Raw genomic sequence first — 11,950 nt, 5'->3', positions numbered from 1 at the left:
ACACCGAACTTGTTTTGGGAGAGCGGGCCTTCGGGTCCGCTCTTTCCTTTTGTGCGCCTGCATGTTTGAACATCCCCGAAATGTTCAGGAAGCCATGAGACGCCCATGCCTCTTGCCGAGATTACCGACCGCATCCACAAGGCCGAAGCCGCTGCCGGCCGGCCGCAAGGCAGCACCACGCTGATTGCCATTTCCAAGGTTCAGCCGCTGGACCGGGTGACCGCGGTGCTGGGCGAAGGCCATCGCGTCTTCGGCGAAAACCGCGTGCAGGAAGCCACCGGACGCTGGACCCCGCTTCTGGACCAGTACGACGGGCTGGATCTGCACCTGGTCGGGCCGCTGCAATCAAACAAGCTGCGCCCGGCGGTTGAACTGTTCGGTACCATCCATTCGCTGGACCGCGAGAAACTGGCGCGCAAACTGGCCGATCTGGCGCAGGAACGCGGGCAGTGCCCGAAGCTGTTCGTGCAGGTCAACACCGGGGCCGAGCCGCAAAAGGCCGGGGTTCTGCCCGAGGCGCTGGACGCCTTCATCGGGGCCTGCCGCGCCATGGATCTGACGCTGGACGGGTTGATGTGCATCCCGCCGGTGGACGAGGAACCCGCCCTGCATTTCGCGTTGCTGCGCAAGATGGCCGAACGCAACGGGCTGAGCGGCCTTTCGATGGGCATGAGTGCCGATTTCGAACAGGCCATCGCCCTTGGCGCCACCCATGTGCGCGTCGGCTCTGCCCTGTTCGGCGACCGCGTTCCGGCCGCCTGACCGGCGCCCCGGTCAGGCCGGGGGCAGATCCTGCAGGCTGGGCGCGATGTGCGACAGTTCCGGGCTGAGCGGAAACAGGCAGGCCTGAAGCGCGTGATAGATGTCGGGCTTGCCCTTGAACTGGGTCGCGTCGGGCTTGCCTTGTGCATCCACCTCTGGATACCAGCCGCCCCGCGCTGCATCGATGAAATGTGACGCGGCAAACTGCCAAAGCTGGCGGTAGCGGGCTTCGTCTTGCGGGTTGCGCTCCAGCTTCAGCAGCGCGGCATAGGCGCCGATGGCCTCGGTCACCGGCCACCAGTAGCGATCGGTGATCCGCGGGCTGCCGTCATGGTTCAGGGTATAGTAGAGTCCGCCCTTTTCGGCATCCCAGGCATCTTGGAAGGCCGTATCGATCAGTTTGCGCGCGGTCTGCGGGACGCGGTCGTCCTGCCGTCCGGTCAGATCCCAGTATTGCAGCAGCAGTCGTCCCATTTCAAAGGAATGCCCCGGTGTGGTGCCCGCCGGGCGGAACATGGCATCGCCGGTAAATTCCAGATCCACGGACCAGTCGCTTTTATAGTGTTCGGGGATTCGCCAGCCATGCGCGGGCGCCCTGTTGAACAGGAAGAACTCGAAAATGCGGCCGGCCCGATCCAGATAGATCTGGCGGCCGGTGGCTTCATAGGCCGCCATCAGCCCCTCGGCCCCGTGCATGTTGGCATTCATGCCGCGATAGTCTGAAAACGGTGTCCAGTCGCGGTTGTATTCATCGCACAGCCGCCCCGGCGTCTCTTCCCAGAAATGGCGGTCCAGAACCTCGCTCACATCGGCGATCAGGCGGTCGGCATCCGGGTGCCCCACCATCCGGGCGCTGGATCCGGCCAGAAGCACGAAAACATGGCCATAGGCAAGCTTGCGCGGGTCGGCCATGGCCTGGTCCTTGATGCCCCAGACATAGCCGCCATGCCGGGTGTCGCGATGGCCGCTCCACAGCGCATCCATCCCCCGGTCGATGATCGCATCGCAATCCTCGCGTCCCAGCAGTTTGCCCAGGGCAAAGGAATGCACCAGCCGCGTGGTCGAATGCAGCGGCTGTATGGCGTCGGTCAGCGGGTTGCCGTCGTAGTCGAGCGACCGGAACCCCGGCTCCGGCCCCAGCACCCCCTTGAAGAAGTCGAACATCGCATCGGCCTGCGCCCGCAGCCAGCGGCGATGTTCGGGCGTGTCGATCCAGAACAGGTCGGGGTCGGCGGGGCCTGCGGGGGCAAGGTCGGTCATCGGGCGCACTTTCTGGCAATGCTGCGGGCGCGGGGGCACCCGTGCTGGGGGCATGTCACGGATTCGCGGCGAGGATACCCAAGCCTTCGCGGATTGAAACCGCAATCCGACGCGGCGGTCCAGCGACCCAAACCGCGCCGCCGCCCTCGACGGCTCGCGCATAGCGCGAACAAGCCGCGCGAATCCGCCTCACCGACCCCCGGAAAGGCCCAAGCCCTGTTGCACGACTCTGCCCGGCAAGGCACGCTGTTGTTAACCTCTTGTCGCCAGCACAGGATCGGAACCATGAGACTTCAGACCCCGGTTGCCGAGATGGTTGCCACCGCACGCGCCCGGATCACCGAAATCGAGACGCCGGATCTGATCGCGCGTCTGGGCGATCCGAACCTGATTGTCGTGGATATCCGCGATGTGCGCGAACGCCAGCGGTCGGGCTATATTCCCGGAAGTTACCACGCACCGCGCGGCATGGTCGAATTCTGGGTCGATCCCGACAGCCCGTATTTCAAGACAATCTTCGGCCAGCAGGACAAGACCTTTGTCTTCCACTGCGCCTCGGGCTGGCGGTCGGCGTTGACGGTGGCCACCCTGCAGGACATGGGATTTGACGCGGCGCACCTGCGCGAAGGCTTCTCAACATGGGAAAAGCACGGCGGACCGGTGGAGTTTCCCGCGTCGCGCAAGGTTGAACCGGACTGACACCGCCATGACCCCGCGACTGGATCACATCGTGCTGGGCTGCGCCCGGCTGGATCAGGGCGCCGACGCCCTGCAGGGCAGGCTGGGGGTGACTCTGCCCGAAGGGGGCCAGCATCCGGCGATGAGCACCCACAACCGGCTGACCCGGCTGGGGTCCGAGGCCTATTTCGAACTGATCGCGGTCGATCCCGCCGCCCCCGATCCGGGCCGTGTGCGCTGGTTCTCGCTGGATGATCCGGCCACGCAGGCGCGGTTGGCGGCGCGTCCCCGCGCGTTGTGCTGGGTTGTGGCAGTTGATGATCTGGACGCCGTGGTGGCCCGCAGCCCGGTCGATCTGGGCGAGGTGTTGAGCCTTGCGCGTGGCGATCTGACGTGGCGGTTGACCGTGCCGCGCGATGGCCATCTGCCCGAAGCGGGGCTTCTGCCGGCCTTCATCGAATGGCCCGGCGGGCAAGGCCCGGCAAGCCGCCTGCCGGATCAGGGGTTGCACCTGACCGCCATCCACCTGCGCCATCCCGCGCCCGAGGCATTCGGCCAGACGCTGGAGGCGCTTGGCCTGTTGCCGCTGGTGCGGTTGCACGCCGGGCCGCGCGCCCTGTCCTTCGACATCGAATGCCCCGCAGGCCCTGTCACGCTGGACTGAGCCCGTGTGCTAGTTGGTGCAACTGGGCAGGCTGTCGAAGAAATCCGGCCCCACATGCACGGCAGTGGTGATGATCGAGTTGTAATCCCCGCTCAGCACGTTCGAGATTTCGCGCACCAGTTCGCCCTCGGCGGTCAGCTCGATCACCCGGCCTTCCATCGGGGCCGAAACCAGCCAGTTGCCGTTGGGCAGCCGTTCCTGCTGGCCCATGATGTAGCTGTCGAATTCGAAGCCCGAGCCCGCGAACTTGTCGCGCACAACGCCTGTGGTCATGTCCATCTCAAGAATGGTCGAGCGCATGCGATGGGTGTTGTTCGAATAGACGGTGATGGTGCCATCGGGATGGAAATCCGCGTCGTGCTGATGCTCCCACGGGCCGGCCTTGTGCCATTTCAGCTTGCCGGTCTGGCGATCGACGACGCCGACAAGGTCGATGGCGCGGTGTGACATGATCAGATCACCGGCCTCGAACTGGGGGAAGGCATCGGCCCAGGCCGCGGGCAGAACCTCTACATCGTTGGGATGGATGATGTCGGGGATCTCGTCGGTCTTCGCGTCCATGTTCCAGCGGAAATGCTCGGGGATGCGGAAGGCCATCAGGGCGTCGGGGTCGGGCAGCAGCACGTCCTGCACGAGGTCGATGGATTCCAGCGTCTCGCCGGTGTCGGCATCCACCCGCACCATCTGCTGGTCATGGCCGCCATCCCAGTATTTCGACGTCCACGTCCAGAAGCCGCCCAGATCGGGATCTTCGGTCAGCGAATGGTGGTACACCACGTCCGTCCGCCGCCAGATTGGCTCTCCGCAAGCATCGAATCGCGCCATCCCGAAGCCATCATCGAAGTTGGCCACGATCGAGCCGTCGGGCAGGGGCCGCACCGCGTGCACGAATTCCATCTCGGTGCCGCCGTCGATCACCTTGGAATGGTCGATCTTCCACGAATGCAGCACCGCACCGTTTTCGTCGATCAGGTCGGTGACATAGCCCGGCTCGGGGCTGGCGATGCGGTTGATCAGCAGATAGCCCGGCGCGATCTTGTCGGCCTGATGCACCACATAGCGGTCATCGGGCATCCGGGGCGGGCGGCGCAGATAGGTGCCATCGGGCACCACGTATCCCGTCGCGCGCCAGGACTTCACCGCCTGTTTGGTGTCGTTCAGCATTTTCCAGGGGGCCCAGTCCTTGTGGGTCGTCCACATGCCCCCAAGGAAGGCCAGTACACCAACGAGAAACAGGGCAGAGAGAAGAGAAACAAATCGGGACATCAGACCAGCCACACCGTGGAAATTTCCCGCAGGGTGAAGGATTGGGGCGCGAAGTCAACCACGCGCGAGGCGCCTCCCTGACGCAGGGGGCGTTTTGGGGTCAGCGATCCTCGGCCAGACGCCGACCTGGGCTGATCCACCCGCCCTTGATCTGGCCGCGAATTTGCCTGCATTCTTGGCCCGAAACAGGGGGAGCGCAGCGTGGATTTCACATTCAGCACCACAGGCACCATTCGCCAGCAGCGGGGCGGGGCCGCGCAACTGGGCCGCCTGCTGGCCGACACCCCGGCCACCGCCGGGGTGCGCCGCCTTCTGCTTGTCACCGATCCCGGCATCATGCGGCTGGATCTTGCCGGTCCGGCGCTGGCCGATCTGGCCGCCTGCGGCATCGCCGTCACCCTGTTTGACGGTGTCGAACCCGATCCCAAGGCCCAGACCGTGCGGGCCGCGGCGGATCTGGCCCGTGACTGTGGCGCGCAGGGGGTGATCGGCTTTGGCGGCGGTTCGTCGATGGATGTGGCCAAGGTCGTGGCGTTGCTGGCCCGGTCGGATCAACCGTTGGAGGAGATCTACGGCGTCGGCATGGCGCATGGCCGGCGTCTGCCGCTGGTGCTGGTGCCCACCACCGCCGGCACCGGGTCCGAGGTCACGCCGATCTCGATCCTGACCACCGGCACGCAAGAGAAAAAGGGCGTGGTTTCGCCCCTGCTGCTGCCCGATCTCGCGCTGCTGGATGCCATGCTGACCCTTGGCCTGCCGCCGGCGATCACCGCCGCCACCGGCGTGGATGCCATGGTGCACGCGATCGAGGCCTATACCTCGGCCAGCCCCAACAACAACCCGATCTCGCGCCAGTTGGCGATGCAGGCGCTGACGCTTCTGGGGGCGAACATTCGGACCGCTGTAAAGCAAGGCGCGGACATCGATGCGCGGGAAAACATGGCGTTGGGGTCCATGCTGGCGGGGCAGGCCTTTGCCAATGCGCCGGTGGCGGCGGTGCATGCGCTGGCTTATCCGGTGGGCAGCCTGTTCCATGTGCCGCACGGGCTGTCCAATGCCCTGGTGCTGCCGCATGTGATGCGCTTCAATGCGCCCGCCTGCGGTCCGGCCTATGCCGAACTGGCGCCGCATCTGTTTCCCGACATGGACATGGCCCGCGACAGCCAGGCCATTACCGCCGATCTGATCGCGCGGCTGGCGACGCTGAACACCGATCTGGGCCTGCAACCGGGTCTGCGCAGCGTCGGCATCGGCGTGGATGATATCGACCGGCTGGCCGGTGACGCCATGAACCAGACGCGGCTGCTGGTGAACAACCCGCGCCCGCTGACGTTGGAGGATGCGCGGGCGATTTATCGCGCCGCCCTGTAAACACGGGATTGCCGACCCCGGCAGTTTCGCTCAGACATGCACTGACGTTCGGGCCAAGACGGCAGATCGCCGGGCCCACAGACCTGAAGGACATCTCGATGACTCGATCCGCTCTCTCTGACCGCCTGTCCAACCCCGCCCTTTTGATCGAAGCCGGTTTCCTCGCTGGCGAATGGGTCGCCGAAAGCCAGCAGGGCAATCGCTTCGATGTGACGAACCCCTCGACCGGGGAAGTTCTGGCCTCGCTGCCCGATTTCGGCGTGACCGAAACCCGTGCCGCCATCGATGCGGCCTACACGGCGCAAAAGGACTGGGCCGCGCGCACCGGCAAGGAACGCGCCGCCGTGCTGCGCAAATGGTACGATCTGATGGTGGCCAATGCCGATGATCTGGGCGCGATCCTGACCGCCGAGATGGGCAAGCCGCTGGCCGAGGCCAAGGGCGAGATCCTGTATGGCGCCAGCTTCATGGAATGGTTCGGCGAAGAGGCCAAGCGCATCTACGGCGACCTGATCCCCGGCCACCAGCGCGACAAGCGCATCATGGTGATGAAGCAGCCCGTCGGCGTGGTGGCCTCGATTACCCCGTGGAACTTCCCCAACGCCATGATCGCCCGCAAGGTGGCCCCGGCGCTGGCGGTGGGCTGTGCCATGGTGTCGAAGCCCGCTGGCGAAACCCCGCTGTCGGCGCTGGCCATGGCCAAGCTGGCCGAAGAGGCGGGCGTACCCGCGGGGGTCTTCAGCGTGGTGACCTCGAAAAGCTCCTCGGCCATCGGCAAGGAATTCTGCTCCAATCCCAAGGTGCGCAAGCTGACCTTCACCGGCTCGACCGAAGTGGGCCGGATCCTGATGGGCCAATCCGCCGAGCAGATCCAGAAAACCTCGATGGAACTGGGCGGCAACGCGCCCTTCATCGTCTTTGACGACGCCGATCTGGATGCGGCGGTGGAAGGGGCGATGATCTCGAAATACCGCAACAACGGCCAGACCTGTGTCTGCGCCAACCGGATCTACGTGCAATCGGGGGTCTATGACGCCTTTGCCGAGAAACTGGTGGCCGCAGTAGAAAAGATGAAGATCGGCGACGGCTTCGAGGACGGCGTGACCACCGGCCCGCTGATCGACAAGGGCGCGGTCGAGAAGGTCGAAGACCATATCGCCGACGCGGTGGGCAAGGGCGCCAAAGTGGTCACCGGCGGCAAGCCGCACAAACTGGGCGGCACCTTCTTCCAGCCCACGGTTCTGACCGGCGTCACCGACAAGATGAAGGTCGCCAGCGAGGAAACCTTCGGCCCGGTCGCACCGCTGTTCCGCTTCGACACGGTAGACGACGTGATTGCCCAGGCCAATGACACGATCTTCGGTCTGGCCGCCTATTTCTACGCCCGCGATCTGGGCCGTGTCTACAAGGTGGTCGAGGCGCTGGAATACGGGATCGTCGGGGTGAACACCGGCATCATCTCGACCGAGGTGGCCCCCTTTGGCGGCGTCAAGCAGTCGGGGCAGGGCCGCGAAGGCTCGAAATACGGCTGTGAGGACTACCTCGAGATGAAGTACGTCTGCCTGAGCGTCTGAGCCGCGCATCGCGCAGATGTGACACCGCGGGCGGCGAAAACCGCCCGCACCCGCCCGCGTCCCGTGTTCCCCTGCCCAAAGCACTGGCGTAGGCAGGCAGGGCCCCCGTGACGGAGACCGCCTTGGACACAGCCCGCAGCCTTTGGACCACCGCCCCCGGCCAGATGGCCCTGCGCACCGAGGATCTGCCCGCGCTGTCGGACGGGCAGGTGCGGCTGCGCGCCCTGTGTTCGGGCGTCAGCCGGGGCACCGAGGCGTTGGTGCTGGCCGGAGATGTGCCCGAGACCCTGCACGCCACCATGCGCTGCCCCGGTCAGGCGGGGGATTTCCCCTTCCCTGTGAAATATGGCTACGCGCTGGTGGGCGAGGTCGAGGATGGCCCGTTCGACCGCCTGGGCCAGACCGTGTTCACCCTGCATCCGCATCAGGATCACGCAGTGGTGCCCGCGTCCATGGCGGTGCCGCTGCCCGAGGGTCTGCCGCCCCTGCGCGCGGGGCTGACCGCCAATATGGAAACCGCGCTGAACCTGTGCTGGGACAGCGGCGCGGCGCCCGGCGATCGGGTGCTGGTGGTGGGGGCCGGGGTGGTCGGCCTGCTGGTGGCCGGCCTGATCCGCGACATTCCGGGCACCAGCGTCGTGTTGTGCGACATCAATCCCGCCCGCCGCACGGTGGCCGAGGCGTTGGGGCTGCCCTTCGCGCTGCCCGAGGCCGTGCCGCAGGATATCGACATTGCCATCAACCTGTCGGCCAGCGGTTCCGGGCTGCAAACCGCGCTGGATGCCGCCGGGCAGGAAGCCACGGTCGTCGAGGGCAGTTGGTACGGCAGCCGCGCCACAAGCCTGCATCTGGGCGGCGGGTTTCACCCCCGGCGCCTGACCCTGAAATCCAGTCAGGTTGGCCATCTGCCGCCCGGCCGCGCCCCGCGCTGGTCCTTCACCCGGCGTCTGCAAACCGCCATGGCGTTGCTGCGCGACCGGCCCGCGCTGGACCTGCTGGTGCGTCAGACCCTGCCGTTTGCGCAAGCGCCCGAGCGGTTGCCGCCCTTGCTGGCACCGGGCGCTGACGCCCTGTGCCCCGTCCTGATCTATCCCGAAACTGGAGCCTGACATGTTCGCGCTGGAAGTCCGAGACCACATCATGATCGCCCATTCCCTGCCCGGCGAGGCCTTCGGCCCGGCGCAGGGAATGCATGGCGCCACCTTCGTCATCGACGTCACCTTCTTTCGGGCCGAACTGACCGAGAATGACATTGTGGTCGATATCGGTCTGGCCGCCGAGGCGCTGAAACGTGCCATCGCGCCGCTGAACTACAAGAACCTCGACGAATTGGATGTTTTTGACGGCCGCCGCTCCACCACCGAGGTTCTGGCCCATCACATTTTCACCGTCCTGAAGGGCGAGATTGCCGCTGGCGGGCTGGGCGAGGACGCCCGCGACATCACCCGGATGCGGGTCACGCTGAACGAAAGCCACGTCGCGCGCGCCTGGTACGAGGCGGATCTCGACCTGTGAGCGGTTTCGATCCGGTCTGGCTGGCATTGCGCGAACCCGCCGACCGGGCGTCGCGCGATGCCGGGTTGATCGAACAGGCGGCGGCGGGGCTGCGCGGGCAGGACGCGCCGCAGATCTGTGACATCGGTGCGGGCACCGGGGCAGCCAAGCGCGCTTTTTCTCCGGTGTTTCCTTCCGGCTGCCGCTGGACCTTCGTGGACATTGATGCCGAGGTTCTGGCCGCTGCCCGGCAAGCCTGCGGGCCGGAGGTTGCGCTGCGGCAGGTCGACCTGAGCCTGGAGCCCGCCCCCTGGCCCGAGGGTTGCGCCCTTGTCACCGCCACGGCGTTCTTCGATCTGGCCGGGGCGGCCTGGGTGGACCGCTTTGCCGCAGCATTGGCACGCGACCGGCTGCCGCTTCTGGCCTGCCTGACCTATGATGGGGTGATGCGGTTTGACCCTGCGCATCCGCTGGATACGGCGATCACATCCGCCTTCAACCGCCACCAGCAGACCGACAAGGGGCTGGGCGGCGCGGCGCTGGGACCGAACGCGACGCGCTTTCTGGTGTCGGCGTTGCAGGCGCATGGCTACCGCTGCCGGACCGCGCTGACGCCATGGCGGCTGACCCCTGCGCACCAGGCTGGGCTGATTGACACGCTGGTCACGGGCATTGCCGGGGCCGCGGTCCAGATTGGCGACATCTCCGCCGCACAGGCCGAGGTCTGGAGTGCGGATCGCAAGGCCCGACTGTCAGAGATGCAGGTTGGCCATCTGGACCTTTACGCGGTGCCGCCCGCGTCCTGATCCGGCGGCACCAGATCGCAGGCCACAAGGATATCGCCATCGGGAAAGACATGGGTCTTGCAGTCCGGGCGCAGGGCATCGGACAACTTGGCGATGGGCGGCAACACCACGCCGGGCTGGCCCGAGCCGAGGATCAACTGCCCATAGAGCAAATGCAGGCTGGTGATCTGGCCATCGGCCAGAAAGCGACCCAGCGTGTCCGCGCCGCCCTCGACCAGCAGCCGGATCAACCCGCGCTGCGCCAGTTCCGTCACCAGACGGTCCGGCGGAATATCGCCACCGGGCACCGCAATCCGCTCTACATGTGCGGGCAGGTCGGGGGCGCCGCCAAAGACCAGCGACCTGGTGCCATCGTCGGCCCAGACCCGCGCGCGGGGCGACACCCGCCCGTTGGGGTCGATCACCACCCGCGCGGGGTGGCGTCCGTGGCACAGGCGCACCGTCAGTTGCGGATCATCCGCAAGCGCCGTGCCCGAGCCCACGATCACCGCATCCACCAAGGCCCGCAGACGATGCAGATGTGCCAAGGCATCGCGCCCGTTGATATATTTCGAATCGCCTGTCTGGGTGGCGATCCGCCCATCCAGCGACAGCCCAAGCTGCGCGACCACACAGGCGCGGTCCCGCCGGCGCGCCTCGATCAGGGTCGCGAAGGCGTTCCAGAATGCGGGGGTGTCCGCGCGAAGATCGGGATAATCGGTGCCCTCGATCAGGTCATGCCAAGTCTTGTCCAACATGCGCCGACCCTAACAAGCGCGGGCAGGGAAGGTCATGAAAATCATTCGTGAACAGACTGTAAGAAACCCAGGCCGGCGCGTCAGGGCAGGGGGCCGGTCTTGTGCAGCGTCACCTTCAGGCCGCCGAAGGCTACCGAAGGGCCCGAGGGCAAGAACGGCAACTCGGTGGCCCGCGCCAGCCCGCCGTCCGAGGTCACAAGCCCCACCCGCCAGCCAGAAAACCGCGCCGCCAGCGTCTTCCCAAGGCTGCCGTAGAGGCCGAACAGCAACTTGCGGTTGCCGATGCGCGCGCCGTAGGGCGGGTTGACGATGACCAGACCGGGCGGGCCTTCAGGCGGGGCGATGTCGCTGATCGGTTTCATGTCGAACTGCACCAGATCGGTGACCCCGGCGCGGGCGGCGTTCGCGATGCTGGAGCGGATGGCACCGGCGTCACGATCGCTGCCGAAACTGCGCGCGTCGGTGGCCCGCGTCTGCTGGGCGTCGCGCAGCGCCTGCCAGCGTGCGGCGTCGAAACTGGCCAGATCTTCGAAGGCAAAGCTGCGGCTGCGCCCCGGTGCCAGCCCGCAGGCGATTTCCGCCGCCTCGATCACGAAGGTGCCCGAGCCGCACATCGGGTCCAGAACCGTCTCGTGCCCGTCGTAGCCGCAATCGCGCAGGAACAGCGCCGCCATGGTTTCGCGCATGGGGGCCTTGCCCACGGCCTCCTTGTGGCCGCGCTTGTGCAAGGCCTCGCCCGTGGTATCGACGCTGAGGGTGACCAGATCATCCTCGATTCGGGCCTTCACCGTGATCGCGGCCTCGGCAGAGATTTGGGCGCCCAGTTCTTCGGCGATGGCGCGTTCGATCCGCTGCGTGGCTGCCTTGGCGTGATAGATGCGCGAGCGTTTGCAGGTGGCCTCGACCCGCACGGGCAGATCGGGGCGCAGCACCTCGGCCCAGGGAAACTTGCGCGCGCGCTTGTCCAGTTGCGCCAGATGCAGGGCGCGGAAACTTCCGATCCGGGCCAGAACCCGGCCCGCACCGCGCAACTCCAGATTGGCGCGCCAGACCTCGGGCCAGCCGCCCTGTATGGTCACGCCACCGGGCACCGCATGGGGGCGGTCGAACCCGCGTTCGCGGGCCTCGTCGCACAGCAGCGCCTCAAGCCCCGGTGGGGCCATCAGGAAGATCTCGAAATTGGGCTCTTGGGTCATGGGCTTCGCATACCCCGGAACACGGGCGGCTGCGAGGGGCTTGTCAGACCACGCCGAAGCGCGCACCGACCTTGCTGTGTGGCGATCCGTGGCCCGCAATCGTGCATGTGCGCCGCTTCGGTGCGCGCTTTCACGCGGTGCC

12 protein-coding genes are annotated in these 11,950 nt (G+C 66.5%); 8 read left to right on the top strand and 4 right to left on the bottom strand.

Translation table 11 applies throughout. From position 1 onward, the window contains the following. Window positions 1-105 precede the first annotated feature (105 nt). Entirely contained in the window at window positions 106-762 is a 657-nt protein-coding gene (locus ACP15K_RS16730) for a YggS family pyridoxal phosphate-dependent enzyme (RefSeq protein WP_193140237.1), read from the top strand. A gap of 12 nt (window positions 763-774) precedes the next feature. On the opposite strand, the gene ACP15K_RS16725 is transcribed toward ACP15K_RS16730, so the two are convergent. Further along, window positions 775-2,022, bottom strand: a complete 1,248-nt coding sequence (locus ACP15K_RS16725; protein ID WP_424991049.1) for an AGE family epimerase/isomerase — start codon at window positions 2,020-2,022, stop codon at window positions 775-777. Between the two features lie 285 nt (window positions 2,023-2,307). Here ACP15K_RS16725 and ACP15K_RS16720 point away from each other — a divergent pair, with 285 nt between their 5' ends. Further along, window positions 2,308-2,721 carry a rhodanese-like domain-containing protein gene (locus tag ACP15K_RS16720; RefSeq protein ID WP_193140242.1) on the top strand — a complete coding sequence of 138 codons (414 nt, stop codon included), beginning with the start codon at window positions 2,308-2,310 and terminating at the stop codon, window positions 2,719-2,721. A gap of 7 nt (window positions 2,722-2,728) precedes the next feature. Then, window positions 2,729-3,364, top strand: coding sequence for a VOC family protein (locus ACP15K_RS16715; RefSeq protein ID WP_424991048.1), 636 nt, complete (start codon window positions 2,729-2,731; stop codon window positions 3,362-3,364). 9 nt (window positions 3,365-3,373) lie between these two features. On the opposite strand, the gene ACP15K_RS16710 is transcribed toward ACP15K_RS16715, so the two are convergent. Next, on the bottom strand, window positions 3,374-4,630 hold the full coding sequence (locus ACP15K_RS16710; protein WP_424991047.1) for an arylsulfotransferase family protein: 1,257 nt from the start codon (window positions 4,628-4,630) through the stop codon (window positions 3,374-3,376). 201 nt (window positions 4,631-4,831) lie between these two features. Here ACP15K_RS16710 and ACP15K_RS16705 point away from each other — a divergent pair, with 201 nt between their 5' ends. The 5 genes from ACP15K_RS16705 to ACP15K_RS16685 all read left to right on the top strand — a co-directional run bounded on the left by ACP15K_RS16705 (window position 4,832) and on the right by ACP15K_RS16685 (window position 9,875). Further along, window positions 4,832-6,001 carry an iron-containing alcohol dehydrogenase gene (locus ACP15K_RS16705; RefSeq protein WP_424991046.1) on the top strand — a complete coding sequence of 390 codons (1,170 nt, stop codon included), beginning with the start codon at window positions 4,832-4,834 and terminating at the stop codon, window positions 5,999-6,001. Between the two features lie 98 nt (window positions 6,002-6,099). After that, complete coding sequence (locus ACP15K_RS16700; RefSeq protein WP_424991045.1) at window positions 6,100-7,575, top strand: NAD-dependent succinate-semialdehyde dehydrogenase; 1,476 nt, start codon at window positions 6,100-6,102, stop codon at window positions 7,573-7,575. A 122-nt stretch (window positions 7,576-7,697) separates the two neighbouring features. Further along, entirely contained in the window at window positions 7,698-8,684 is a 987-nt protein-coding gene (locus tag ACP15K_RS16695; RefSeq protein ID WP_424991044.1) for a zinc-dependent alcohol dehydrogenase, read from the top strand. Window position 8,685: 1 nt separating this feature from the next. After that, a complete protein-coding gene (locus tag ACP15K_RS16690; protein WP_193140252.1) occupies window positions 8,686-9,090 on the top strand; it encodes a 6-pyruvoyl trahydropterin synthase family protein in 405 nt (134 codons plus the stop codon). Then, complete coding sequence (locus ACP15K_RS16685) at window positions 9,087-9,875, top strand: class I SAM-dependent methyltransferase (RefSeq protein WP_424991043.1); 789 nt, start codon at window positions 9,087-9,089, stop codon at window positions 9,873-9,875. Before ACP15K_RS16690 ends, ACP15K_RS16685 begins: the two co-directional genes overlap by 4 nt. Here ACP15K_RS16685 and ACP15K_RS16680 read toward each other — a convergent pair. Together ACP15K_RS16680 and ACP15K_RS16675 are read right to left on the bottom strand one after the other, a co-directional pair. Further along, window positions 9,851-10,612 (bottom strand): RibD family protein, encoded by a 762-nt coding sequence (locus tag ACP15K_RS16680; protein WP_424991042.1) that lies wholly within the window; start codon window positions 10,610-10,612, stop codon window positions 9,851-9,853. The two genes, ACP15K_RS16685 and ACP15K_RS16680, sit on opposite strands and share 25 nt — an antisense overlap. 80 nt (window positions 10,613-10,692) lie before the next feature. Then, window positions 10,693-11,808, bottom strand: a complete 1,116-nt coding sequence (locus ACP15K_RS16675) for a THUMP domain-containing class I SAM-dependent RNA methyltransferase (RefSeq protein ID WP_193140257.1) — start codon at window positions 11,806-11,808, stop codon at window positions 10,693-10,695. Window positions 11,809-11,950: the final 142 nt, after the last annotated feature.

This window comes from Fluviibacterium sp. S390, from assembly GCF_049800695.1.
In the GTDB taxonomy this organism is placed as follows: domain Bacteria; phylum Pseudomonadota; class Alphaproteobacteria; order Rhodobacterales; family Rhodobacteraceae; genus Meridianimarinicoccus.
The sequence above is the reverse complement of the archived record's forward strand: the minus strand, read 5'-3'. Positions and strand labels throughout refer to the sequence as shown.